The sequence below is a fragment of the Youxingia wuxianensis genome (assembly GCF_014385085.1).
Taxonomy (GTDB): domain Bacteria; phylum Bacillota; class Clostridia; order Oscillospirales; family Ruminococcaceae; genus Youxingia; species Youxingia wuxianensis.
In genome coordinates, this window is the sequence record NZ_JACRTD010000002.1 from 193,739 (window position 1) to 218,284 (window position 24,546).

21 protein-coding genes, 4 tRNA genes and 1 riboswitch are annotated in these 24,546 nt (G+C 45.6%); of the genes, 15 read left to right on the top strand and 10 right to left on the bottom strand.

The window, feature by feature from the left end:
• Positions 1-11: 11 nt before the first annotated feature.
• Complete coding sequence (gene cysS / locus H8705_RS03245) at positions 12-1,406, top strand: cysteine--tRNA ligase (protein ID WP_262394423.1); 1,395 nt, start codon at positions 12-14, stop codon at positions 1,404-1,406.
• A 49-nt stretch (positions 1,407-1,455) separates the two neighbouring features.
• Here cysS and uraA read toward each other — a convergent pair whose 3' ends face one another.
• Positions 1,456-2,727, bottom strand: a complete 1,272-nt coding sequence (gene uraA / locus H8705_RS03250) for a uracil permease (protein ID WP_262394424.1) — start codon at positions 2,725-2,727, stop codon at positions 1,456-1,458.
• Between the two features lie 308 nt (positions 2,728-3,035).
• On the opposite strand from uraA, the gene H8705_RS03255 reads away from it, so the two are divergent.
• The 8 genes from H8705_RS03255 to H8705_RS03290 all read left to right on the top strand — a co-directional run bounded on the left by H8705_RS03255 (position 3,036) and on the right by H8705_RS03290 (position 10,359).
• Positions 3,036-3,257, top strand: a complete 222-nt coding sequence (locus H8705_RS03255; RefSeq protein ID WP_262394425.1) for a helix-turn-helix domain-containing protein — start codon at positions 3,036-3,038, stop codon at positions 3,255-3,257.
• A gap of 45 nt (positions 3,258-3,302) precedes the next feature.
• On the top strand, positions 3,303-5,348 hold the full coding sequence (locus H8705_RS03260; protein ID WP_262394426.1) for a ComEC/Rec2 family competence protein: 2,046 nt from the start codon (positions 3,303-3,305) through the stop codon (positions 5,346-5,348).
• 9 nt (positions 5,349-5,357) lie between these two features.
• Positions 5,358-6,401 (top strand): DNA polymerase III subunit delta, encoded by a 1,044-nt coding sequence (gene holA, locus H8705_RS03265; RefSeq protein WP_262394427.1) that lies wholly within the window; start codon positions 5,358-5,360, stop codon positions 6,399-6,401.
• Positions 6,401-7,006: a toprim domain-containing protein gene (locus H8705_RS03270; protein ID WP_262394428.1), complete on the top strand. Its 606-nt coding sequence runs from the start codon at positions 6,401-6,403 to the stop codon at positions 7,004-7,006. Before holA ends, H8705_RS03270 begins: the two co-directional genes overlap by 1 nt.
• A 15-nt stretch (positions 7,007-7,021) precedes the next feature.
• Entirely contained in the window at positions 7,022-8,350 is a 1,329-nt protein-coding gene (locus H8705_RS03275; protein WP_262394429.1) for an MBOAT family O-acyltransferase, read from the top strand.
• A gap of 40 nt (positions 8,351-8,390) precedes the next feature.
• Entirely contained in the window at positions 8,391-9,515 is a 1,125-nt protein-coding gene (locus H8705_RS03280) for a DHHW family protein (protein ID WP_262394430.1), read from the top strand.
• Positions 9,516-9,529: 14 nt separating this feature from the next.
• Positions 9,530-10,228, top strand: coding sequence for a purine-nucleoside phosphorylase (deoD, locus tag H8705_RS03285; protein WP_262394431.1), 699 nt, complete (start codon positions 9,530-9,532; stop codon positions 10,226-10,228).
• 44 nt (positions 10,229-10,272) lie between these two features.
• A tRNA-Leu gene (locus H8705_RS03290) sits at positions 10,273-10,359 on the top strand.
• Between the two features lie 206 nt (positions 10,360-10,565).
• Here the strand turns inward: H8705_RS03290 and H8705_RS03295 are convergent.
• Positions 10,566-10,949 (bottom strand): RidA family protein, encoded by a 384-nt coding sequence (locus H8705_RS03295; RefSeq protein WP_262394432.1) that lies wholly within the window; start codon positions 10,947-10,949, stop codon positions 10,566-10,568.
• 508 nt (positions 10,950-11,457) lie between these two features.
• Here H8705_RS03295 and H8705_RS03300 point away from each other — a divergent pair.
• Positions 11,458-12,651, top strand: a complete 1,194-nt coding sequence (locus H8705_RS03300; protein WP_262394433.1) for a hypothetical protein — start codon at positions 11,458-11,460, stop codon at positions 12,649-12,651.
• 285 nt (positions 12,652-12,936) lie between these two features.
• A complete protein-coding gene (locus H8705_RS03305; RefSeq protein WP_262394434.1) occupies positions 12,937-14,151 on the top strand; it encodes a hypothetical protein in 1,215 nt (404 codons plus the stop codon).
• Between the two features lie 390 nt (positions 14,152-14,541).
• Here H8705_RS03305 and H8705_RS13685 read toward each other — a convergent pair whose 3' ends face one another.
• Entirely contained in the window at positions 14,542-15,045 is a 504-nt protein-coding gene (locus H8705_RS13685; protein WP_392392062.1) for a pentapeptide repeat-containing protein, read from the bottom strand.
• On the opposite strand from H8705_RS13685, the gene H8705_RS03310 reads away from it, so the two are divergent.
• Complete coding sequence (locus H8705_RS03310; RefSeq protein ID WP_392392063.1) at positions 14,950-15,798, top strand: hypothetical protein; 849 nt, start codon at positions 14,950-14,952, stop codon at positions 15,796-15,798. The genes H8705_RS13685 and H8705_RS03310 overlap by 96 nt on opposite strands.
• Positions 15,799-15,898: 100 nt before the next feature.
• A riboswitch (TPP riboswitch) is annotated at positions 15,899-16,009 on the top strand.
• Positions 16,010-16,083: 74 nt separating this feature from the next.
• On the top strand, positions 16,084-16,641 hold the full coding sequence (gene thiT / locus H8705_RS03315; protein WP_262394436.1) for an energy-coupled thiamine transporter ThiT: 558 nt from the start codon (positions 16,084-16,086) through the stop codon (positions 16,639-16,641).
• 57 nt (positions 16,642-16,698) lie between these two features.
• Here thiT and H8705_RS03320 read toward each other — a convergent pair whose 3' ends face one another.
• The 3 genes from H8705_RS03320 to H8705_RS03330 are packed head-to-tail and all read right to left on the bottom strand — an operon-like array spanning position 16,699 to position 19,449.
• Positions 16,699-18,090: a lipopolysaccharide biosynthesis protein gene (locus H8705_RS03320; RefSeq protein ID WP_262394437.1), complete on the bottom strand. Its 1,392-nt coding sequence runs from the start codon at positions 18,088-18,090 to the stop codon at positions 16,699-16,701.
• A 24-nt stretch (positions 18,091-18,114) separates the two neighbouring features.
• A complete protein-coding gene (locus tag H8705_RS03325) occupies positions 18,115-18,615 on the bottom strand; it encodes a COG2426 family protein (RefSeq protein WP_262394438.1) in 501 nt (166 codons plus the stop codon).
• Between the two features lie 33 nt (positions 18,616-18,648).
• Positions 18,649-19,449 (bottom strand): amidohydrolase family protein, encoded by an 801-nt coding sequence (locus H8705_RS03330; protein ID WP_262394439.1) that lies wholly within the window; start codon positions 19,447-19,449, stop codon positions 18,649-18,651.
• A 191-nt stretch (positions 19,450-19,640) separates the two neighbouring features.
• Between H8705_RS03330 and H8705_RS03335 the strand changes: the two genes are divergently transcribed.
• Together H8705_RS03335 and H8705_RS03340 are read left to right on the top strand one after the other, a co-directional pair.
• A complete protein-coding gene (locus H8705_RS03335; protein ID WP_262394440.1) occupies positions 19,641-22,169 on the top strand; it encodes a heavy metal translocating P-type ATPase in 2,529 nt (842 codons plus the stop codon).
• 14 nt (positions 22,170-22,183) lie between these two features.
• Positions 22,184-22,447 (top strand): metal-sensing transcriptional repressor, encoded by a 264-nt coding sequence (locus tag H8705_RS03340; RefSeq protein WP_262394441.1) that lies wholly within the window; start codon positions 22,184-22,186, stop codon positions 22,445-22,447.
• A 41-nt stretch (positions 22,448-22,488) separates the two neighbouring features.
• Here H8705_RS03340 and H8705_RS03345 read toward each other — a convergent pair whose 3' ends face one another.
• From H8705_RS03345 to H8705_RS03360, 4 genes are all read right to left on the bottom strand, one after another.
• Positions 22,489-23,859 carry an MATE family efflux transporter gene (locus H8705_RS03345; RefSeq protein ID WP_262394442.1) on the bottom strand — a complete coding sequence of 457 codons (1,371 nt, stop codon included), beginning with the start codon at positions 23,857-23,859 and terminating at the stop codon, positions 22,489-22,491.
• A 313-nt stretch (positions 23,860-24,172) separates the two neighbouring features.
• Positions 24,173-24,248 (bottom strand) — tRNA-Ala (locus tag H8705_RS03350).
• 39 nt (positions 24,249-24,287) lie between these two features.
• Positions 24,288-24,363: transfer RNA gene (locus H8705_RS03355), tRNA-Ala, on the bottom strand.
• Between the two features lie 64 nt (positions 24,364-24,427).
• Positions 24,428-24,503: transfer RNA gene (locus tag H8705_RS03360), tRNA-Lys, on the bottom strand.
• Positions 24,504-24,546 lie beyond the last annotated feature (43 nt).

Sequence of the window (24,546 nt, forward strand, 5' to 3'; positions counted from 1 at the left end):
GTTTCGCTGCTATGAAAATATTTAATACTCTTACCAGACAAAAAGAAGATTTTGTGCCGTTGGAGCCAGGCAAAGTGAAAATGTACGCCTGCGGCCCTACCGTATATAATTTTATTCACATCGGAAATGCCCGGCCTATCTGCGTGTTCGATACTCTGCGCCGTTATTTGGAATACAAGGGATACAATGTGACCTTTGTACAAAACTTTACGGATATCGATGATAAGCTGATTAACAAGGCAAAAGAAGAGGGCGTAACGGTAAAAGAGGTGGCGGAGCGTTTTATCAACGAATACCTTATTGATACAAAAGGGTTGGGAATACGCCCTGCGGATATCCATCCAAAGGCCACGGAGAATATCGATACGATTATCGATATGGTGAAAATTTTAGAGGAAAAAGGCTACGCTTATGAAAAAGAGGGAAATGTGTATTTCCGTTCCCGTAAATTTCATGAGTATGGGAAACTGTCTCATCAGCCTTTGGAAGAACTGGAATCGGGAATCCGCATTGATGTAAGCGATCAAAAAGAGGATCCTCTGGACTTCGTTTTGTGGAAAGCGGCAAAGCCGGGGGAACCCAGCTGGGATTCCCCTTGGGGGCAAGGGCGCCCCGGCTGGCATATTGAGTGCAGCGCTATGATCCGCAAGCATCTGGGGGAAACCATTGATATTCACTGCGGCGGACAGGATTTGATTTTTCCTCATCATGAGAATGAGATCGCTCAAAGCGAGTGCTGCACAGGACTGGAATATGTGCGGTATTGGATGCATAACGGCTATATCAACGTGGATAATCGAAAGATGAGCAAATCCCTGGGGAACTTTTTTACTACCCGGGAGGTAGCAGAAAAATTCGGCTATGAACCTATTAAATTTATGATGCTTCAGGCGCATTACCGCAGCCCAATCAATTACAGCTATGAGGTAATTGAGCAGTGTAAAGCTGCGCTGGAGCGTCTGCACAACTGTCGGGACAATATCGATTTTGCCTTAAAAAACGCCCTGCCTCAGCAGGAGGACGGGGAAGAGGCATTCAGGAAAACTATCGACAGCCGGGTGACTCAATTTGAGGAAGCGATGGATGATGATTTGAATACCGCCGATGGTATCGCCGCCCTGTTTGAGATGACCAGAGATATTAACACCTATCTCGCCACCCCAAAAAGCGAAGGAACTATCCAGTATGCGGCGGAAAAATTCGATAAGCTGTGCGATGTACTGGGACTTCTTTATAACCGCCGCGCCCAGGACCTTGACAGCGAAATCCAAGAGCTGATCGATCAACGCCAGGAAGCGAGAAAAAATAAGGATTTCGCTACCGCAGACGCTATCCGCGATAAACTGGCTGGTATGGGAATCGAACTGAAGGATACGCCCCAAGGCGTAAAATGGAGCAGAAAATAGGACAATAAAAAACTCCCCGGTATTATTACCGGGGAGTTTTCACAGTAAATTAATCTCTGTCGTTGGTCAGTTTTAGTTTGTCCAGAAAATAGAACAGCAATCCCATCAGCATTCCTACCAGAGCCGCTAGGGCCATACCGGTGATCTGAATGTTTCCCACGCTGATACCGATACCGGAAAGGCCGGTGACAAAGATAACGGAAGTCATCGCCAGGTTGCGGGACTTTCCGTAATCTACCTTCTGATCCACCAGGATACGCAGTCCGGAGGTGCCGATCATACCATAAAGCAGGAAGGAGATTCCTCCAATAACCGCTCCTGGAATAGTGTTAATAAGCGCCGCAATGGGACCTACGAAGGAGAGAATGATAGAGCAGACTGCCGCGCCGCCGATTACCCACACGCTGTAAACGCCGGTGACCGCCATAACGCCGATATTTTCACCGTAAGTGGTGGTAGGGACAGAACCCAGAAAACCGGAAACCGCAGTGGAGAAATTATCCGCAAAAATGGAACGGTGCAAACCAGGATCTTTAATCAGATCCCGTCCGACAATTTGGCTGGTTACTACCTGATGACCGATATGCTCAGACATAATGACTAAGATTACCGGCATCATTACCATAATCGCGCCGCTGTCAAATACAGGGGTCTGGAAGTTAGGAATCATAAATAGGTCCGCTTCTGAAACGGTTTTAGCCACGTCGGCAAAACTGACAAGGCCGGTTAAAAAACAGGAGAGATAGCCAGCGAGGATAGCGATCAGAATGGGAATTACGCTGAGAAATCCACGGAACAGGACTTGTCCGAATACTGCGATGCCCAAAGTTACCAAAAATACGATCAGAGCCCGCACATCAATGGATTCCACGCCCACCAATCCAGCATTGGATGCCGCGGTGCCCGCAAGCTCTAAGCCAATCAGAGCAACCACCGGGCCCATCGCGGCAGGAGGAAGAACAATATCAATCCAGTTGGTGCCGCATTTGTAGATAATAAGAGCTACGATACAGCCGGCGATACCAACGGCAACAAAGCCGCCCTGCGCCGCCCGGAAACCGTCGGGATGATTTTGGATCAGATACAGAGTCGGGGCGATAAAGGCAAAGCTGGAGCCAAGATAAGCAGGGGCTCGCCCTTTGGTAATGACAATGAACATCAAGGTCCCCAGGCCGTTCATAAATAGAACGATGGAAGAATTGATGCCAAACAGGATAGGCACCAGCACGGAAGCGCCAAACATCGCGAACATATGCTGAAGGCTTAAAGGGATCATCTGGCCAATAGGCGGCCGCTCATCGATTTGGATAATTTTCTTCATGCTCTCTCTCCTCATTATGAAATTTTTCGGGCGTTTGGAAGGGGATAGCCCGTCCCAAACAAACCCCGCCGTTCACGCAGAAAGCTTGGGCGGCGGGGTTACTCAAATATACCTGCTAAAGATTATATCATAATTCGACGACATTTAAAGGGGCAATTTTACACAAACTTTTCTAAATTGAGTTTTTACTCATTGTATACGTCGATATTCATCGATATCTGACTATTCATGCGAAAATACATCCATATGGTTGTATAGTATTCTTTGCAATACTACAAAATAGTAGCATTAGAAAGAGGTGAAAGACAATGCATTTTCAAAGATTAGAGGATCTGCGCATTGACCAGGACAAAACCCAACAGGCGATAGCGGAAGTTCTCCATATGAACCGGGAAGTTTACCGCCGCTATGAAAAGGGCATACGGGAGCTGCCCTTGTGGGCGGCGATCCAGTTGGCCGATTATTATCACACCAGTATTGATTATATCACCGGACGCACCAATACCCGCAAGCCTTATCCATCTAAATAAGGAGCGTTTGACAGTGTAAGTGATTGACAGAAAAGGGACGGCGCCATGAACAGAGTATTACATATCAGCGGGTTATGCTGGCTGTTTACTGTGCTTGCCGCGCTGCGGCTGGGCGAGCAAACGGCTAGCTTTTTTGCGTTTGTAGCGGCGGGACTTCTGCTGGGCGCCGCGATATTAAAAATAAAAGTTCCTTCTTGGCTGGCGGGCGCGCTGACGGCGATCTGCCTTGCCTGTGTAAGCATAACCGTTTATTTTCAGGGATTTATACTTCCGGGATCTCAATATAACGGGACCATCCAAACGATTGAAGGAGTAGTGCTGGAGAAAAATCGGTATCCTACCTACAGTTCTTTTGTAGTGCGCTGTGGAGAGAGCGGTGTTCCCGCGGGGCTGGAAGAAAAGCGGATCCGTGGGATCTGCTTTACAGGACTTGATGTAGAGATTGGCGATGTGGTAAAATGTAAAATAGACCTTAAATGTGAAAAAAGCCGCCGGAATAGTTTGTATTCCCGTGGGATTTCTTATGAGGGAATCCTGTCCGGTCCAATAGAGCGAACAGGCGAAAAGGTACAAAATCTTCAGGTGCAACTATTCCGTTACCGCAGCCGGCTGTATTCCAACCTGACCTCGGTTCTTTCCGGGGAGGAAGGTGAAATTTTAGCGGCGATGATTTTAGGAGAAACCGAAGGGATATCTACTGCCCTTCGCACGCAATATTCTCGGGCAGGGATCGCTCATCTGATGGCGGTATCCGGACTTCATCTGTCGATTTTGACAGGAGTGGTAAATGCGGTACTGGCGGCGCTGCGCATATCCAGAAGAAAACGAAGCATCATTGGCATTTTGTTTGTGGCGCTGTTTATGGGGCTGGCCGGTTTTTCTTATTCTGTCACCAGAGCGGGCATTATGATGATATTGGTGTTATGCGCGGGCTTGTTCGGACGGGATACGGATACGCTGACTTCTCTGGGTGCGGCGGTTATTTTAATTTTGCTGGGAAATCCCTATTCCGCTTATAACATCGGGTTGCTGCTTTCTTACTTGGCGACTATGTCTATTGCGGTATTTTCCTCCCCTATGTTTGATTGGCTGTGCAATCACCTAGTAAGCAAGCCGCCGCAGAAAATTTTCCTGTCCCATAAAGTGATGTATGCGCTTCTTCAGACCGTAAGCGTCACCATAAGCGCCAGTATTTTAACCATGCCCCTGGTGGCGTATCTGTTTGGGCAAATTTCCTTGATAGCTCCTTTGGTAAATCTGATTTTATCGCCCATTATTCCAGTGGCTCTATTTTGCGGCTTGCTGTGCGGCGCATGTAGTTTTGTCCCTTTCCTTTTAGTGCTTACCCGCATTTTAGGATTGATCAGCGGCGGCGCGGTAAAGGCGATTAACCTGACGGCCAAATTTTTCGCCGACCTGCCTTTTGCAGCAGTGGGCGCCACAGAGGGTTATCTGATTATCTGGCTTACGGCTGTGGTGTTGGGCGGGACTTTGCTTATTGTCAATAAGGCCGGTACAAAAGTTAAAAAATTTGCCGCTATGCTCAGTCTTACAGTACTCCTGGCGGGAATGCTTTCCTATTCCGTGGCTTTTGCAAATCCGATTCGGCTGATCGCTCCTAAATACAGCAGTTGTATAGCTCTTACATACAACGGCCGGGCGGTGGTACTGGGAGAACCTTCCGCACCGCAGGAAGCAGAAGATATGGTTTCCTTTTTTGAAGCCAATGGAGTAAAACAAATCCAGCTTCTGATTTTGCAAAAGGAAGAGGAATATTTCAGCAGCGGCACAAACGTATTAAAAGAAAACTTTCCTATCGCCGGGTCTATTGCCGTAGAACAGGTTCACGGCTTTACAGCCAAAGTATTGAACAACGTGATCATTGAAATTCCCAAGGAAGACAATAAGACGGCGACTATCCGGATAGGAGGCTACCAGATTGTAAAATTGTGGAAAGATGTCCCGCGGCCGGCGGATATTATGCTCAACTCCAAAAATGAGATTATTTTAGGGAAACGGGCGCACAATGTAAACGTAAACGACAGATATTACGGCAGCAATGTAATTGCCTTTAAAGCTATAGATAAATGAGGAAACAGGATGAAATATACGCTGGAAACAGATTTTTCGAAACATGTAAAAAGTGACGAATTGCATCGGGTATATCTCCTGTACGGCTCCCAGACCTACTTGGTGAGCATGTACGAGAAAATGCTTATTAAAAAAGCCCTCAGCGGGGAGTTTAATGAATTTAATCTCCACCGGTTTGAAGGGGCGGATTTTTCTATGCAGGATCTTTACGATGCCGTAGAGCAGCTTCCCTTTATGGCCCAGGCCAGATGTGTTACTGTCGATATCGATCCGGATAAGCTGGATTCCGGTGCATTAAAGGAATTTTGTTCGGTGATCTCTGATCCGCCTGCCACCACCACAGTGATTGTCACGATTAAAACAGGGCAGCCGCCCTTGAAAAAAGAAAAGCTCAGCGCTTTGGTCAAGACTTGCGACAAAGCGGGGGGAGTAATAGAGCTTGGAGCCAGAAGGAGCGCCGATCTTCTGCGCTTTCTGCGAAGCAGGGCTTCCAAAAACGGATGCGAACTTTCTTCTGATGAAGCGTCTTATCTGGTAGAAAGATGTGCAGACGATATGCAGCTGCTTTCCCAGGAACTGGACAAGGTGTGCGCTTATAAAGGGACGGGAACGATCACCAAGGAAGAGATAGACGCGGTGGTGTCGGTAGTAATGCAGGCGCGGGTGTTTGATCTCTCCAAAGCGATTTTTCGGGGTAACTTTCAAAAAGCGATGGAGTTGGTGGATCAGCTATTATATATGCGTGAGCCGGTGCCGCGGATTTTAGCGGTGCTTTCCGGCTCTTTTGTAGATTTATACCGGGGTTTTTGCGCGCGCCAGGCGGGAGTGTCTCCCGCGCAGGCGGCAGTTGATCTGGGATATGCAAAAAATCGGGAGTTTGTGTTAAAAAACGCTATGACCGACAGTGCAGAGTATTCCGCCATTCAGATTGGACAGATGTTGGAGACCCTTATCCAGGCGGATGCCCGGCTGAAAAGCACCGGCGCCAGTGACCGGGTTATTTTGGAACAGGTAATTACCCAGCTTTTTTTGATTACAGGAAAGGTCCGCTGATGATAAAGATAAAACAAACGATTGTAGTAGAAGGAAAATATGATAAATCTAAATTAAGCTCGTTTATTGACGCTACGATTATCACTACCGAAGGGTTTGATATTTTTCGGGATAAAGAAAAACTGGCCTTGCTGCGCCGGCTGGCGCGGCAGGATGGAATTATTGTGCTGACAGATTCCGACCGGGCGGGCTGTTTAATCCGCAGCCATATCGCCGGAGCAATCCCTCCCCAGCAGATTACCCATGTTTATATTCCAGATGTTTTTGGTAAGGAGCACCGCAAAGAAAAGCCTTCTGCCGAAGGAAAACTGGGGGTGGAGGGGCTCTCCTCCCAGGTGTTGTTAGAAGCCTTTCAAAAAGCGGGGATCGCCGTTGTCAACTCCCCGGAAAGAGAGAAGGCCGGCCGCCCTGTAACCAAGGGGGATTTGATGGAACTAGGGTTTGCGGGAGGAGAAAACAGCCATCTTCTGCGGCTCAATCTACAGAAAAAATTAGGTCTTCCCGGACGGCTGAATACCAATGGGCTGCTTCGCGTCCTTAACCAACTGTACACCTATGAGGAATTTTTATCTGTAGCCCAGCAGATGTCTGCAGAAAAGAATTGATAAAGGAGGGGCGTTATGGAAATATTCAGTTTATCATTTATATATCTATTTCTTCCGGCTACGATTGCTGTCTTCTATTTTACGCCCCAGAAACTGAAAAGCGGTATGTTGGTACTGTTCTCTTTGCTGTTTTACTGGATGCTGGAAAGGGAAAACATTTTACTGCTGCTAAGCTCTGTAACGTTTGATTATTTGATGGCCCGGCTGATAGAAAAATCCAAGGAACAGAAGAACCTGCAGCGGGCCCCGGCGCTTTGCTCTGTAATAAAGTCCTTGGGGCTTATTGTTATCTACTCGCTGCTTTCCCAATACCGGGAAATTCCTTTTCCCTGGGGATTGGCGGTTTATAGTCTGATCTCCACAGGGTATGTGTTGGATTGTTACCGGGGAGTGGTATTCTGCGATCATAATATTACCCATCTTTTGGCTCTTTGCTGTTTTTATCCCCAATTGTATGCGGGCCCGTTAGTAAGCTATAACCGGCAAATCCCCCAGATAAAACGCCTGCGCATGTCAATGACAAAAATGGGGGAAGGAGCGGGGCTTTTTATATTGGGTCTCGGGAAAAAAATCATAATCGGGGACAATGTAATTGCTCTTTATACCCGGCTGCGTTCGGTGCCTTATTATGAAGCAACCACTTTAACCGTTTGGAGTATGATATTGGCTCTCGCATTTTCGGCGTATTTTATTTTATCCGGCTTTTGTGATATGGCAAAAGGAATCGGCCTGATGTTCGGAATGGAGGTACCGGATAACTTTAATTATCCTTATCGGGCCAAGAGTGTCAATGAATTTTTGGCGCGCTTTAATATTACAATTAACCGGTATATCCGCCGATATGTCTATGTAAACTTAGGCGGTGCCAAAGGCGGAATGATTTCCGGAATGTTCAATATTTTAGTCGCTTCCATGCTGATGGCCTTATGGTTTGGGATCAATTTAAATTATCTTATTTGGGGAGCATTTTTAGGTTTTTTTGTAATTTTAGAAAGATATTGGTTAAAACAATACCTGGATGTTCTGCCAGGGCTTTTTTCCTGGCTGTATACAATTACAATTGTTATTGTATCTTTTGTTTTTTTTGCCGGCGGCAGCCTCAGTGAAAGCTGGAATTATATTCGGCTTATGTTTTCCATAGGGGACTCGGCTCTTTATAACAACGATATTATTTATCAGCTTTCTTCCAACTATCTGGTGCTGATTGTCGCCGCAGTATACTCCACCGGGATTTTTAACCGGCTGTCCGGGGTGATAAAACGTCATCTTCCCAGAGTATGGCATCTTTCCACAGCGGTAATGAACATAGCGCTTTTGATTTTGGTGACAGCCTTTTTGTTATAGAAATAAATTTTTATTATGATTATGAAAGGAGGCGGTGGAAATGTCAAAACGCATATCGGGGATCGTGTTTCTGCTGGTGATTTTTTTAGTGCCGCTGTTGGTGTTTTATTTCCGCGGTTCTGATGTTGGGCCGGTATTTCCGATACAAGACGATAAAACGCCTCCCATAAAAAAAGCGGAACAAACCATCGCCGAATATTTTCCCGGCGGCAGCTATTTGCGGGAACTGCAGATTTTTGCAAGATATCTGGCGGGAGAAAAAGAACAGGACGGCATCTATATTGGCGGAGATACTCTCATGCTGGACGTACAGCCTAAAAGCCAGGATACGATCAACTTGAATACCTTGGCAATGGTGGACTTTGTGGAGGACTTTTCCCGGCCCACTTATGTAATGTTAATTCCAACCGCCTGTGCGGTGCTTCAGGATAAAATTCCTGCGACAGCTCCCTTATATAACCAAAAACAGCAGCTAATTGATGCTGTTTATCAGCGGGTTTCCGGCCATATAACCGCCATCGACGTATATCCTGCTTTGTTTGGAAATCAGAAGGACTATATTTACTACCGAACAGACAACAGCCCGACCGGACTGGGAGGCTACTATATCTACTCCGTAGCCGCGAAAAAGCTGGGGCAAAAAGCCCGTGGACTGGAACAATTTGATGTGGAGCATTTGGATTATGATTATTATGGGGACTTATATGAAAAAGCCCCCTACACAGAAGTGAGAGGGGACCGGGTATCGGCCTATATCTTCTCCAAATATCAGCGCAGCTATCAAATGACTCATTATGATGAAAACGGCGCCCGCAGGTACTTTACCCTTTATCCCAAATACAAGGAAGAGCTGGGAGACTGTATGGATGTTATTTTAGGCGGAATGTCTCCGGTGATAGATATTGATATTAACTCCACCCAATATAATCAGCGGCTGCTGATCTTTGGGGATCGCTCGGTACAAAGCTACCTTCCTTTTTTATTAATCCATTATGCCCAGGTGACGGTGGTGGATGTGACTACCGTCACTCCCGAGCTGTTACAGGAATTAATTCATCCAGCAAATTATAATCAAATATTATTTGCCTTTTCTGCGGATACATTTATTTCAAAGGATATTTTAGGCGTATTATCTCAGCTTCATCAAGCGGATCTAAGTGAATAGAAGGAGGAATTAAGATGGCTACACCTCATAACGCGGCGCAAAAAGGCGATTTTGCCAAGACGGTTTTTATGCCGGGGGACCCATTGCGCGCGAAATTGATTGCGGAAACTTATTTCCAGAACTCGAGATTGGTAAATCCTGTACGGGGAATCGGCGGATATACGGGAACCTATCAAGGAAAGCCGGTTTCTGTTATGGCCAGCGGGATGGGCTGTCCCTCCATTGGAATTTATTCTTATGAACTGTTTACCCAATATGATGTGGAAAATATTATTCGCATCGGCACAGCCGGCGCCATTCATCCGGATTTAAAAATAGGCGACCTGGTTTTGGGACAGGGAGCCTGTACAGATTCAAATTTTCTCCAGCAGTATCGTTTGCCCGGAACCTACGCCCCGATTGCCTCCTATGCGCTGTTAGAAAAGGCAGTGGCCCTGGCGAAAGAAAAGAATGTTTCTTATAAAGTAGGAAATCTATTTACCAGCGATAAGTTTTATGACGCCGCCAACAGCATGAAAGACTGGCAGAAGATGGGCGTGCTGGCGGTAGAAATGGAAGCGGCAGCGTTGTATGCTACGGCGGCGTTTACCGGGAAGAACGCTTTGGCTGTCTGTACAATTTCCGACTGTCCGTTAACCGGGGAAGCGTCAGATGCTCAGTACCGCGAGACCCAACTTCATACTATGATTAAACTGGCGCTGGAACTGGCGTGAACTATTGACTATTTTTCGTTTGTTTGCTATAATAACAAAGCTGTGCCGCTGTGGTGGAATCGGCAGACACAAGGGACTTAAAATCCCTCGGTAGCAATACCGTACCGGTTCAAGTCCGGTCAGCGGCACCAGACAGCCCCCCGTAGAAAGCTATTCTACGGGGGGCTGTTGTTTCTTGCATAACCTACGTTTATTTTTTACCTGAAAAATGCAATCGAACCATCCGCCAACAACAGGACCTGTTTGTTCGGCGCTTTTTTAATAGTGATCCCCGGCAATGGGACTGTTAAAAACAGCGCATCCATGCTGTACAACAGGACGGTTGAGCCGCCGGAGCTTAATTTTCTTGTATAGCGGCAATAACCTCCACCTCGACCAAAGCGCCTTTGGGAAGCTCTTTCACCGCGATACACGAGCGTGCGGGTTTTCCGGTGAAATATTGCGCATAAACTTCGTTGAACGCAGAAAAGCCGCTCATATCGGTAAGAAAGCAGGCCGTTTTTACCGCGTTTTCAAAATTTGTTCCTCCCGCCCGCAGTACCGCCGAAAGATTTTCCATTACCTGTTTTGTCTGCTCCGCAATAGTTTCTCCAGTTATTTTTCCCGTTTCGGGATCAATCGGAATTTGACCTGAGGTATACAGTAAGGAGCCGCATTTAATCGCCTGGGAATAAGGGCCAATCGCCGCAGGAGCTTTTTGGGTTGAGATAATTTCCAACATAGCTTTCATCCTTTCATTTATTCATCTAAAACAATTATAACAGTGGAATCCCGATTAGGGAATAACATAGATCATATTTACTGATAAATTTTTACCATAAAATTTATATATTTTATTGCCTGATTGAAGCCCCCATATATAACGGTCTCTTTGCAAAAAATCAAACGAGCCGCTTGCAAGGCCAAGATTGCTCTTAAATAAAGGTCTCCGATTTACAATAAACCGGAGGCCTTTATCTATGGGAATTACAATCATATAGTGGCGGAAACGGTTTTCTCTGCAAGAATGGAATAGATTTGACTGGCGGCAATAAGGTTCCCTTGACAGAAAGAAGGAAAAATAATTTACTGGCAAATGGGAAAAAATTACAAAAAAGTAACAAATTGGTGTCAAAACCTATTGACAAATAATTCCAAATAAGGTAATATATGGATAACCAAGGGAGGCTGGAGAGAGCGTCCCGCGGAAATTAAGACTGATTGAAAATTCTTAAGGAGGATTTAAGACTATGAAAAAAGTACTTTCTTTAGTACTGGCTGCGGCGATGGTTCTGTCCCTGGGCGTTGTTTCCTTCGCTGCTGACCTGGGAAAAGACATTGAGGTTGAGCCAACCGCTTCTTTAGTGTGGTATGACGAAGATGGCAATGCGATTACCCCAGCTACAGCAAATGCTGGTGGCACTGTAATGGTTAATGACGTGTACTTTGGCGATACCATCTATATTGAGTTGGCTGATTTAGATACTGATGCAGATATTAAAGGTGTAACTTTTGCTGACAGCGATGACTTTACCCTCTCTACTTCCAAGAGCACCAACGGTGCGATCGTTAAATCCGTTCAGCGTCTTGAAGGCAAAAAATTCGATGCGGGTACAGATTTAGCCGGCCGTACGGACGTAATCGAAATTAAACTGAACGATTCTACTACTACCGATGAGAAAAAGGTAGAGTTCTCCCTGGTATTTAAAGCCAAAGAAGCGGGTGCTCTTAATGGTGGTGACAACTATCCGAAGAGCGCGAAATTTACCTTTGACATCAAACTGTATGTCACAAACCGTGAAGAAGATGCGGACGCTACCATCGAAGCAGGCGATAAAGTTGTTATCAATCCTGTTTCCAACGACAAAAACGAAATCATCTGGACCAACGCTTCCGGCGACGACATCGCGAAATTGGCTTTCGAAGCTAACGACGATGCTGACAGCTTCTATGCGAAACTGTCCACCAAATACAACACCGCTATCGCTACCAAATACGGCGATCCGGTAGGCGCTGAAATGTATTTCTGGACCTTCACTGGTTCTGCCACCATCGACTCCACCGCGAGAGCTACCCTGACCCTGTACAACCCATTTGATGAAGAAGACGATGTTGACTTCGCTAATGGTTACTGGTACACCGTAGACGCGGACGGCGTTGTATCCGAAGTGAAAAACCTGACCTACGTTGACACTGACGAAGATGGCAACGATGTTGATGGTTTCAGAGTAAAAACCAGAACTCTGGGCAACTACATCTTCTCCGATGTAGAACTGGATCTGGAAGAAGTTAACGCTGATGCAGAAGACGATGGCACCACTGATGCGGACGGCAAACCGATCCCGAACACTGGTTCCAGCGACATGGTAAACGTAGCGGTAGTTGCTGCTGTAGTTTCCCTGGCTGCTGCTGGCGCAGTTGCTTTCAAAAAAGCTTCTAAATAATTAATTGATCGTTAATTATTAAAAGGCAATAACCGTAAGGTTAACAGCCACCCGGTCGTCTCTCCGCGGCCGGGTGGTTTTTATTTTTATAAAAATTTCCAAATATTACCAGTTGGTAACAATAACCAAAGAAAAAATTACAAATTAGTTACAAAAAGATGTCAAAACCTATTGACAAATCTTCCACGGCAGGTTATACTAGGAAACAACAAAGGGAGATGTTGGAGAGCATCCCTTTGAAAAAATGATTAAGACTGATTAAATTCTTAAGGAGGATTTAAGACTATGAAAAAAGTACTTTCTTTAGTACTGGTTGCAGCTATGGTTCTGTCCATGGGCGTTGTTTCCTTTGCTGCTTCCGCTGATATCGACGTAACCACTACTACTCCCATTGATACAATGGATGACGATGGAAATACTTCCATTCAGCTGGCTGCTGGCAAAACTCTGGTAGCTGACGCTCAGTTTGGCGAAACCTATTATATTGATGTTGATGATTTAGTTGCTGCTGTGAAGACTGCTATTGACGCTTATGCTGGCGGCGGTACTTCTACTATAGCTGCTGATGATCTGATGGATGGCGATCTGTTCACCTTCTCTACTTCCAAGAGCACCAACGGCGCGATTGTAAAATCCGTAAGCCGTGAAGAGCGCATTAAATTGGGCACCACCCGTTACAATGCAATCGAAATCGTTCTGAACGATTCCACCACCACCGATGAAAAGAAAGTAGAGTTTACCTTCTCTTTCAAAGCGAAAAAAGACTCTGCTGATGACAATGGTAGCGGCGATCCTCAGTTCCTGAAAAACGACAAAATCAACTTTGATGTAAAACTGTATGTCACCAACCATGAAGAAGTTGGTACTGATACCACCATGGAAGCTGGCGACAAATTCATCTTCACTCCGGAATCCAATGACAAGAACGAAGTTATCTGGACCAACGCTTCCGGCGACGACATCGCGAAATTGGCTTTCGAAGCTAACGACGATGCTGACAGCTTCTATGCGAAACTGTCCACCAAATACAACACCGCTATCGCTACCAAATACGGCGATCCGGTAGGCGCCGAAATGTACTTCTGGACCTTCACCGGCGCTTCCACCATCGACTCCACCGCGAGAGCTACCCTGACCCTGTACAACCCATTTGATGAAGAAGACGATGTTGACTTCGCTAATGGTTTCTGGTACACCGTAGACGCGGACGGCGTTGTATCCGAAGTGAAAAACCTGACCTACGTTGACACTGACGAAGATGGCAACGATGTTGACGGTTTCAGAGTAAAAACCAGAACTCTGGGCAACTACATCTTCTCCGATGTAGAACTGGATCTGGAAGAAGTTAACGCTGATGCAAAAGACGATGGCACCACTGATGCGGACGGCAAACCGATCCCGAACACTGGTTCCAGCGACATGGTAAACGTAGCGGTAGTTGCTGCTGTAGTTTCCTTGGCTGCTGCTGGCGCAGTTGCTTTCAAAAAAGCTTCTAAATAATTAATTGATCGTTAATTATTAAAAAGTAATAACCGTAAGGTTATAATAGGCTACCGGCTGTCTCTCCACAGCCGGTAGTTTTTTATTATATACGAAAAGAGCACCCCTAAGGGGTGCTCTTTTTTCTATCGGAATAGGGAAAGGACAGGGAATGGGAAAGAAATTACAAATTGTTACCTTTTTTAATTATAAAAAATTAGAAATTGACATATCAAGCAATATGTGTTATACATTATTATAATATATAAGCAAAATGACGGACGTTATTACAAATTGGTAACAAAAACCTCTTGAAAAGTTACAAAGTGTAATATATACTACAATCACGGGGCAACGATCCCGAGAAAAATTTCAGGAGGAAATAAACCAATGAAAAAAGTACTTGCATTTTTACTTGCAGTATCCGCTTCTCTTTCCGTAGGCGTTACCGCTCTTGCGGATGACATCATTGATAATAACGAAAATTCTTCTATCGTAGCGCAGGAAGATAGTTCTTCTGAGGACAGCTCTTCTGAGGACAGCTCTTCTGAAGACAGCTCTTCCGAGGACAGCTCTTCCGAGGACAGCTCTTCCGAAGGCAGCTCTTCCGAAGGCAGCTCTTCCGAAGGCAGCTCTTCTGAAAACGGCTCCTCTGACAGCTCTTCTGAAGAAGAGGCTCCTGCAGTTGATCCTTCCGCTTTCATTTTCGGCGCGACTGAAGATGGCACTACCCTGGAAGATTTGCTGACCCCTGGTAAAGAGTACAAATTCCCGGTACAGATGGTATTTGGCTCCGAAGCAAAAGACCTGACCGAAGATATGCTGGAAGATTTCAAATTCACCTACTCCAAACTTTCCACCAACGGCGTAAAAACCTTTAAAATCGACGAGTACAAAGGTAAATACTATCTGCACGTTGAAATTAAAGAAACTACTCCGCTCAAAGCAGTACAGGTAAAATACAACATTAAGTTTGTAAGAAAGAGCAACAACCTATCTGTATTTGCTCAGCAGGTAAAATTTGAGTATGGTTACGAAGAAGCTAACAATGACTATATCAATGGTCTTGACAAAGGCGACGTAATCGAAGTTGATAACTCCAACCCGATCATCACCGACGATCAGTTTGATGATATCGCGAAGATCAACGACTACAAAAATGTAACTCTGTCCGGCTCTGATTGGAAATTCACTGTTAACGTAACAGATGAAAGCACCAAAAACTTCCTGTTCACCAACGCTGGTGTAAAAGAAGTTCTGGCCAAATTCCCGGAACAGGAATTCAAATTCTTCAACTTCTCTGGTAAACCTGCCTTCACTGCGACTGGTAAACTGGAACTGAATGTAGATGATATCGTTGATGAGTTCGATAAAATGTATGTGTACAGATATGCTAACGGCAAAATGTATAAATTGAACGCTTCCTTCGATGCAGAAGAAAACACCCTTTCCTTCAGAACCAACAAACTGGATACCTTTGTAGTAACTGACAAAGAGATCAAAGATGGTACTGTAGTAGTAGAAAACAGCTCCAGCGACAGCTCCTCTGATGCGGATAAAAACAATCCGGAAACTGGTGCTAGCGATGCAGTAAACGCAGCGGTAGCTATGGCGGTAGCTTCTCTGGCGACTGCTGGTGCGGTAGCGCTGAAAAAGTTCTCTAAATAAGATTTAAAGAACAAAAAGTTTGGGCAGACCCCTAAGGGGTCTGCCCATTTGTTTTTCTCTTTACAAATAGGAAGAAAAGGTATATAATTAAAAAAAATAAAAACGCCATATGGGGTGCTGGCTGTGAGTCGGCTGAGAGTGGGCATAAATGCTTATAACCCTTGAACCTGATCTGGGTAATGCCAGCGTAGGAAGATGTTGTTTTGCTTGTCCTTTTACGCCGCAGGGGTTATCTTGTGGTGTTTTTTAATTTTAATTAATTAAAAAAAGGGGACGGAAAAAACAATGAACGTAACTACTCGTAAACTCACACACAGCGCACTAATGGTAGCGCTGGCCACGATTTTATCGCTGGTAACAATTTTTAAAGCGCCTAACGGCGGTTCGGTTACTGCCGCCAGCATGGTGCCGATTATTATTATCGCTTTAATGTACAATACCAGCTGGGCCTTATTGACTTCTTTGGCTTATTCGGGAATACAGATGTTATTGGGGTTCTATCCACCACCGACACAGGATTTTATTTCGTTTGTTTTGGTAATCCTGCTGGATTATGTGGTTGCTTTCGGCGTGTTGGGACTGGCCGGGGTGTTTGCCCGCAGATTTAAAAATAAGGTGCTGGGCGCCTGTATTGGTACTATTATTGTAATGGCGTTACGCTTTATCTGCCATTTCCTGTCAGGAATATTGATCTGGACGTCTTACGCGCCGGAGGGAATGCCTGTATGGCTGTATTCCTTTACATATAACGGAGCTTATATGTTATTTGAAGCAATCATTAGCGTGGTTGTGATTGCGCTGATTGTAAAATATATCAATCTCGACAAACTCAAGGCAAAATAGGCCGCAGTACAGTTAGAGAAACCGCCTGCCGTGATCACGGCAGGCGGTTTCTTATTTTTATCTTCGGGATAAAAACCGTCTTAAATTCAACAGAAGCATTTTAAAGTTTACTGCGATCATGAATAAACAAAGAAGGGCCTCAATCCATACCCATCCGGTTTCTAAATTTAGGATCACCAGAGTTTGCGTCAACAGGATAAGCAGATTAAAAGCAACCTTAGGCACATTCCAATGGAGTTTGATAAATCGGCGGGTATTCAGAGCCCTTAGGCAGAAAACGACAAAGTAGCTGATAAAGGAAGCAAAGGTCGCGCCGTTGACGCCCCAAAGGGGGATTAGCATGAAGTTAAGGACAATGTTGATCACCGCCCCGGCGGCTGTGGTCATCAAAGTGAGCATACTTTTCTTTTCCACCATATAGATACTTCCCAAAAAGGTAACAAAACAGGAAAAGGTGGTAGCCATAATCAAAAATGGCATATACTGCCAAGACTCATAAAAGGCGGGGGAAGCAAAGATTTTGGTAATCAGTTTGCAAAAAAGGATCAGCCCGGACGCTGCGATAAAAATCATTGACTGATATGCGTTGAACACATTGCTAAAGAAGCTTTCCTGTCCGGGACGCTCACTTTCTGTAATAGCGGACATCTGCCAGGCGTCTGAGAAGATACCTGACACCAGTATAATCATGGTAGGGATTTTATAAGCGATCCCCAAGAGACCGTTTGCCTGTTCGTTAATCATAAAGGTTACCAGGTATCGGTCAGAAGCATTTGTGATCCACCAAAAGATCGTGGTGGGAAGCAAGGGAAGGCAAAATTTAAGCATACTGCCAAAAACCTGCCAGTCCAGCCCTCTAAACCGAATATATTTTCCTAAACTGGCAATGGTAAACAGAAAGACAGAAGAAAACAGGTCGGAAAGAATCGTTGCTAGTACATAGCCAGTGATCCCTAATTTAAACACTACTAAGAATAGGATATTAAACAAGATAACCATAATAGTGCTAAGGACCCCATCAAAGGCATATAACTTTACATATTCTTTTGCCCGGACAAACTGGGAACATAAGGAGCGCAGACAAGAAGTAAGCACATAAAGATAAATCAGAAGTGAGTACTCACTGATAATTGGTATCTTCAGCAGCAGGGGACGCAGAAGCAAAAACAGCAAATATCCTCCGGCAACCGTAATAATTCCGGTAGAGAACACATCGGATTTTCGAACGGAGCGATCCAGCCCAAACCGAATAATACCATTGGAAATGCCCACAGAAACAATCGGGATAATTAAGTTGGCAGTAGGAACGATCAAATCCACAATCCCCATATCCCCGGTAGTAAGCACACGGGTATACAAGGGCATCAGCAGAAAAACAAGCACCTTTGAACTAAAGGTGCCGATAGCAAAAATAAAAGTATTGGAAATGAGTTTTTTGTACTTATCCAACTGTCAAACCCCGTCTCAATTTACTTATAACAGGCTGATGGCTCCCAGGACTCCATAGGAGCCTAAAGTCATAATCACTCCGGCGATAACCACTCCGAGAGCGATGGAGATAAAGGAAGGGAGCATTCGCATCCCAAGCAACGCGGCGATAGCGGCCCCAGACCAAGCGCCTGTGCCGGGCAGGGGAACAGCCACAAACAAGCAAAGGCCGATCAGTTCGTATTTTGTCACCTTGTCCGCCTTTTTCATCAGGCGGGTTTCAACCTTATGTGTTATCCCGGAAAGCAGCTTTGTCTGTTTAAGCCATTTAAATAGCGGGCGTCCAAACCAAATAATAAACGGAACCGGAATTAGATTTCCAATCAATGATATAACCAGCACCGTATACCAGGGCATTCCTAGGGCAGCGCCCAAAGGAATCGAACCTCGCAGCTCAATTAAAGGTACCATTGAAACAATAAACAAGGCAACCTCTTTTCCGGCGACCGAAAGAAACTCAAATAATCTATCTATCAACTGGTTCATTGTTCCTCCTGAAAAGGCAAGTTTGAAAAATCCTTAGACTTTTAGTTTGAGCAGACGACAGGCATTTTTATACATGATTTTTTCTTTTTCCTCTTTTGTAAGTCCTGTGCGGTTTAAGAGCGCTAATTCTGCCTCTGGAGTACTCCAAGGACAGTCGGTCGCGAACAGCACCCGGTCTATGCCGTGCTTGCGAATCAACCGCTCAAACTGTTCCGGGTTGCAATATACCGAAGACATGGCTGTATCCAAATACACGTTGGGAATACCAGCCAGATATTTTTCTGACTCATCATAACGATTAAGTCCCCCCATGTGAGCGGCTATAATCGTCAGGTTAGGGAAAGCTTTTGCTACCAGGGCCACATCCTTGGGCGGAGCGTGCACCACATCCGGGGATACCGGATCCCAGCCGGTATGAAAGGTCAGCGGCAGCTCCAGCTTTGCCAGCGTCTCATAAATTGGAAAGTATTTTTCTTCTTTAACAAAAAATTTCTGATAATCCGGATGGAGTTTTACCCCGTAAAAACCCAGTTCTTTTACTCGGTACAGTTCATCAATAGCGTCCGCGCCGTCCGGGAAGATAGTGCCGAAACAAAGCAGCTTGCCGTGCTGGATGCTTTTGGCCCAGTTATTGATTGTCTGCTGCTGTCCGTCCCGGGTAGCGATATGAAGCACTACCGCCAGATCCACTCCCCATGCGTCCAATTTTGTCCGGGTGCCGTTTTCGGTACCGTCCGTATAATAAGGGGCGCCGCCGGAAGTTTTAGAAAGCATAGGAAGAGTTTTTCCCGCTAGCTTGTCCGGGAACGCATGAGTATGAAAGTCAATGAGCATAGAAAAAGCCTCCGCTTATAATTTATGGATAACGTTACCAGTATACATTAAATTAGAGGATTTATCAATGGGAGAATACGGTTGAAGAGCAAGAGAAGGGAATATTTGCAACCCCACTTGACAATCCTAAAAAGGAGGATATAATAAGAGATAGACACCCCAGGGGGGTGGGGTGATAAGGAGGTAAAAGTATGAACCAAAAATTTGATGTAACAGGAATGACCTGCTCCGCCTGTTCTGCCCATGTGGAAAAAAGTGTGGGCAAGGTGCAGGGGGTGGAAGAGGTCAGCGTAAACCTGCTATCTAATAGTATGAATGTCTCTTATGATGATAAGGTGACGGATGTCAGTACAATTATTAAAGCGGTACAGGATGCGGGATACGGAGCGTCTGCTCATCAGCTGCACTCGGCAAAGGAAAAAGAAAAACCCACAGGGGTAGATATGAAAGACCAATTGGCCAATATGAAAATGCGTCTGGGGGTTTCTTTTGCATTTTTAATTCCGCTTTTTTATATTTCGATGGGGCATATGATGGGAGCGCCGCTGCCTCATTTTTTGCATGGAAACGAAAATGCGCTGATATTTGCCTTTACTCAGTTCCTGCTGGCGCTGCCGATTCTTTATGTCAACCGGAAATACTATCAGGTAGGGTTTAAAACCCTTCTGCGCGGCTCGCCTAACATGGACAGCCTGATTGCTATCGGTTCTGCTGCGGCGATGATTTATGGTATTTTCGCGATCTATCAGATTGGATATGGGCTGGGACATGGGAAGATGGAGTTAGTGGAACAATACTCCATGGATCTTTATTTCGAATCTGCCGCTATGATTTTAGCGCTGATTACTCTGGGAAAGTTTTTAGAAACCCGTTCCAAGGGAAAAACGTCTGAAGCTATTACGAAGTTGATGGATTTGGCGCCTAAAACCGCACTGGTCGTGCGGGAGGGGCAGGAAATAGAAATCCCAGTAGAAGAAGTAGTGGTAGGAGATATCTTAATTGTGAAACCCGGACAGAGCATCCCGGTGGATGGAGTGATTGTGGAAGGGAATACTTCTATTGACGAATCCGCTCTAACTGGAGAAAGCATCCCAGTAGAAAAGCATGTGGATGATAAAGTGATTGCCGCTACGATTAATAAGTCCGGCTACATTAAATTCAAGGCCATCAAGGTGGGAGACGATACCACTTTGGCGCAGATCATTCAGCTGGTGGAGGAAGCCAGCTCCTCCAAAGCGCCTATTGCCAAGCTGGCGGATAAGGTGAGCGGGGTGTTTGTCCCCGTAGTAATTGGCATAGCGATACTTTCCGCCGTTGTATGGCTGGCGCTGGGACATAGCTTTGAGTTTGCTCTTTCTATCGGTATAGCTGTACTGGTGATCTCTTGCCCCTGCGCGCTGGGACTGGCCACGCCGGTAGCGATTATGGTGGGTACTGGAAAAGGAGCGGAAAATGGAATCCTAATCAAATCCGCCGAGAGCCTGGAAATTGCCCATACGGTGGATACGGTGGTTCTTGATAAAACCGGCACCATTACCGAAGGCCGACCCCAGCTCACCGATCTTTTTGCCGCCTCACGGGTATCACAGAAGGAACTGCTCTCTATCGCCGCTTCATTAGAAAAAGCTTCGGAACATCCTCTGGCAGACGCGGTAGTGGAATATGCGGTAAAGCAAAAGGTTGAGCTGCAGCCTATCGAGCAATTTCAGGCGGTGATCGGGCAAGGAATCGAAGGAAAAATTAACGGCACTTTGTATTTTGGCGGAAATCGGAAAATGATGGAAGAACATGGCCTTTCCTTCGATGAATACGAACAGCACGCAGAAAAATTTTCAAAGGAAGGGAAAACTCCCCTTTATTTTGCGGATGAAACAGGCATTATCGGAATAATTGCAGTAGCGGACGTAATTAAACCCACCAGCCGGGAAGCGATCCGTCAATTTAAAGAAATGGGAATTGATGTAGTTATGCTTACCGGCGACAACAAACGCACTGCCCAGGCAATCCAGCGTCAGTTGGGGATTGATAGAGTAATAGCGGAGGTTCTTCCCCAGGACAAGGAACGAGAAGTGAGCGCTCTTCAGTCCCAGGGAAAAAAGGTGGCGATGGTAGGCGACGGGATCAACGACGCACCGGCCCTTACCCGGGCGGATGTAGGCATCGCTATTGGAGCGGGCACAGATGTGGCCATTGAAAGTGCAGATGTGGTTTTGATGAAAAGTGATCTTTTGGATGCGGTGACGGCCATTGATTTAAGCCGGGCAGTGATCCGTAATATCAAGCAAAATCTTTTCTGGGCGTTCTTTTATAATATCATCGGTATTCCTCTGGCTGCAGGCGTATTTTATGTTGTTCTGAATTGGAGGCTGAATCCGATGTTTGCGGCGGCGGCGATGAGCCTAAGTTCCGTATGTGTAGTATCCAATGCCCTGCGGCTGCGATTATTTAAACCACGCCGTTTTTCGGCGCAGAAAATAGAAGGCCAAACAACTATAATTAAAGGAGAGATTGCAATGAAAAAAACCATGATTATTGACGGAATGTCCTGTTCCCATTGTTCCAGCAGAGTGGAAAAAGCGTTAAATGCTATTGACGGAGTAAAGGCCACAGTAAACCTGGACACAAAAACAGCAGAGATCGAGCTTTCCAAAGAAATTGGAAATGAGGCGCTCATTTCTGTAGTTACTGACGCTGGATACCAGGTAGTATCCATCTCCTAAAAAGGAGGAGAAGGATGAAAGCAGACAAAGCGGCAGTGAGCCGACTACTGAAAACAGCCAGAGGTCAGATTGAGGGAATATTGAAGATGGTAGAAGAGGACCGGTACTGCATGGATATTTCCAACCAGCTGATGGCCACTGAAAAAATTCTTCACAAAGCCAACAAAGAAGTTCTTCGCGCCCATATGGAAGGCTGTGTCAAAGATGCTTTTCAAAGCGGAAATGAAAAAGAAAAAATCGCGGAGATTGTAGAGCTGATTGATAAGCTGGCAAAATAAAAACATCCCCTGGAAAAGCTTTGCTTTTCCAGGGGATGTTTTTAACTTACATGATACTGTTTAAAAAAACGTCTTGTCCAAAACAGACAAAATAACATAGCAAACAGCCAGCTGACAGGCGCGGCGAAAAACACGGCGTCAATTCCGATAACGGGGGAAAAGCCATATGCCAGCACAACTCGGAGAGTAATAGAAATCAGAGAAGAGAAGACCGCCATTCGCAGAAGCCCTACCCCACGGAATATCCCTTGGCAATGATTAATAATGCAGGTAAAGGGGTAAGCCAGCGCCGTTAAGGTAAGGCATCTGGCGCCCATAGCGATAATTGCGGTTTCTGCGGGATCCACAAACCACCCCATTAACCATTTAGCGCCCAGCGTCCCCAACGGCATCACCATCAACAAAGTCAATGGGATAATCAATATCCCCGAACGATATCCGGCGCGTACCCGCTGTTCCCGATGCGCTCCATAATTTTGAGCCGTATAGGTCACTAGAGCGTTAACAAAATCAGCATTTGGAGTTTGCAATAGGGCGTCGATACGGGAAGCGCTGTTAAAGGCAGCGATGGCGTCAGTGCCATAGCTGTTGACCAGACCTTGTACCAGACACCGGCCAATATAGATGTATACCTGTTGTAAGGCGCAGGCAAAACTATAGCTGGCAATCTCTTTAAATAAAATAAAATCAAAGATCAATTCCTTTATTTTAACCCGCATCAACGGAACTTTTATATAACTGTACAAAACGCATAAAATGGAGGACAATGCCTGAGCGATTACGGTAGCGATAGCCGCGCCTTGTACCCCCATTTGAAATCCTGCCACAAACAACAAATCCAAAATCACATTCAAAACGGAGGCCAGAAGTAAAAATATCAACGGGATTACTGTATTGCCAATCGCTCTCAGGGCAAAGGAATAAAAGTTATACAGAAATGTGAAGATCATTCCGACAAAAATAATTTTTAAGTAACTCTCTGCCTGAGGGAGGATATCTGCTGGAGTATTGGAAATTATCAGCAGCCAGCGGGAAAGGAAAAAGCAAATAGCGCAAACCACAGCAGTAAAAATGAGACCGCTGATCAACGCAGTAGAAACACAGCGTTTGAGCTGGTCATACTCCTGCGCGCCATAAAGCTGGGAAAAAATGATAGCCGTCCCCATACAGATACCGACGAATAAAAACAGTACAATGGACATAATCGGGTTAGCTACCCCCAGAGCAGCCAAGGCGCTTTTCCCCACAAAACGGCCTACCACGATAGAATCCACCATATTATAAAGCTGCTGGCAGACATCCCCGATCATCAAGGGAATAGCAAACTTAATAATTAACAAAACAGGACTTCCTTGGGTCATATCTTTGGAAGCTTTGTCGGAAACGGCGCCGGTTGTTTGAGTATCAGACACGATCCTCACATCCTAAAAATTCATTACATGAAGCTATTTTATACTAGCACAAACATTTTCCGGTTTCAACGCTTGCCGTTAAAAGTTTAGCGCTGGGACAAGAGCGTATTGTAAGAAAGTCAGATTTCGCTTGGAAAGAAAATACAGCCGACGGAAAAAATAAGCAAAAAGCAAAGAAAAAAGCGACGGCTCCTCAAAGATGCCGTGACCGCTCTTGTAAGCGGTCCGCTGCAGCAAAAGCGGCTTTTGTAGAGGAGATAAGTACGCCTTGAGTAAAAAAATCGGAGCAAGCGAAAAATCGCTTGCTCCGACGTGGTGGACCCGAAGAGATTCGAACTCTCGACCTCTGCGATGCGAACGCAGCGCTCTCCCAACTGAGCCACGGGCCCAAATACAAACCCAACCTGTCACACAGACAGGCTGGGTGGTGGTGGAGATGATCGGGATCGAACCGACTACCTCTTGAATGCCATTCAAGCGCTCTCCCAGGTGAGCTACACCCCCACATGAAGTTCGTATGTAGAAACCTCTTGAATAAACGAAATTATTCAAGAGGCACATAAATAACTGGTGACCCATCGGAGATTCGAACTCCGGACACCTTGATTAAAAGTCAAGTGCTCTGCCAACTGAGCTAATGGGTCATTTAACAGCGCTTGATCATTATATCAAAACAGGATAAGATTG

Coding starts and splice junctions, on each gene's coding strand:
- cysS (WP_262394423.1), top strand. CDS start 12: ATGAAAATATTTAATACTCTTACCAGACAAAAAGAAGATTTTGTGCCG.
- uraA (WP_262394424.1), bottom strand. CDS start 2,727: ATGAAGAAAATTATCCAAATCGATGAGCGGCCGCCTATTGGCCAGATG.
- H8705_RS03255 (WP_262394425.1), top strand. CDS start 3,036: ATGCATTTTCAAAGATTAGAGGATCTGCGCATTGACCAGGACAAAACC.
- H8705_RS03260 (WP_262394426.1), top strand. CDS start 3,303: ATGAACAGAGTATTACATATCAGCGGGTTATGCTGGCTGTTTACTGTG.
- holA (WP_262394427.1), top strand. CDS start 5,358: ATGAAATATACGCTGGAAACAGATTTTTCGAAACATGTAAAAAGTGAC.
- H8705_RS03270 (WP_262394428.1), top strand. CDS start 6,401: ATGATAAAGATAAAACAAACGATTGTAGTAGAAGGAAAATATGATAAA.
- H8705_RS03275 (WP_262394429.1), top strand. CDS start 7,022: ATGGAAATATTCAGTTTATCATTTATATATCTATTTCTTCCGGCTACG.
- H8705_RS03280 (WP_262394430.1), top strand. CDS start 8,391: ATGTCAAAACGCATATCGGGGATCGTGTTTCTGCTGGTGATTTTTTTA.
- deoD (WP_262394431.1), top strand. CDS start 9,530: ATGGCTACACCTCATAACGCGGCGCAAAAAGGCGATTTTGCCAAGACG.
- H8705_RS03295 (WP_262394432.1), bottom strand. CDS start 10,949: ATGTTGGAAATTATCTCAACCCAAAAAGCTCCTGCGGCGATTGGCCCT.
- H8705_RS03300 (WP_262394433.1), top strand. CDS start 11,458: ATGAAAAAAGTACTTTCTTTAGTACTGGCTGCGGCGATGGTTCTGTCC.
- H8705_RS03305 (WP_262394434.1), top strand. CDS start 12,937: ATGAAAAAAGTACTTTCTTTAGTACTGGTTGCAGCTATGGTTCTGTCC.
- H8705_RS03310 (WP_392392063.1), top strand. CDS start 14,950: ATGCTGGAAGATTTCAAATTCACCTACTCCAAACTTTCCACCAACGGC.
- thiT (WP_262394436.1), top strand. CDS start 16,084: ATGAACGTAACTACTCGTAAACTCACACACAGCGCACTAATGGTAGCG.
- H8705_RS03325 (WP_262394438.1), bottom strand. CDS start 18,615: ATGAACCAGTTGATAGATAGATTATTTGAGTTTCTTTCGGTCGCCGGA.
- H8705_RS03330 (WP_262394439.1), bottom strand. CDS start 19,449: ATGCTCATTGACTTTCATACTCATGCGTTCCCGGACAAGCTAGCGGGA.
- H8705_RS03335 (WP_262394440.1), top strand. CDS start 19,641: ATGAACCAAAAATTTGATGTAACAGGAATGACCTGCTCCGCCTGTTCT.
- H8705_RS03340 (WP_262394441.1), top strand. CDS start 22,184: ATGAAAGCAGACAAAGCGGCAGTGAGCCGACTACTGAAAACAGCCAGA.